General features: G+C 44.9%; 1 protein-coding gene. It reads right to left on the bottom strand.

Features of this window, described 5'->3' with window-relative positions; all coding sequences use genetic code 11:
- On the bottom strand, positions 1-256 hold a 256-nt coding region (locus SB660_RS21955), incomplete at both ends, for a hypothetical protein (protein WP_410584560.1).

Here is a 256-nt window from a genome sequence, read left to right as displayed (position 1 = left end):
ATTTAGCTTCTTCACGGGCAACACGACCAAGATCGCGGAAGCCATCGGCGGCATCGAATCTTGCAGCATTCCCAACATCATTCATGGTTTTGACTGAAGTATTACCCAGGTCGTCGATTGATGATCTAAGGTCATATGCCGACAGCTTAGACTCATACCAAGCAACCTTAGCAGCATCACCACTATTGTAGATTTCATCAGTCATCTTTATCAGAGCTTGTTTAAGTTGACCTGATGTAGCTTGACCACTTCTCTC

This window comes from Bacillus sp. SIMBA_005, assembly GCF_046535585.1.
Taxonomy (GTDB): Bacteria; Bacillota; Bacilli; order Bacillales; family Bacillaceae; genus Bacillus; species Bacillus pumilus.
Note: the sequence above shows the minus strand (reverse complement) of the source record. Positions and strands in the feature narration are given on the sequence as shown.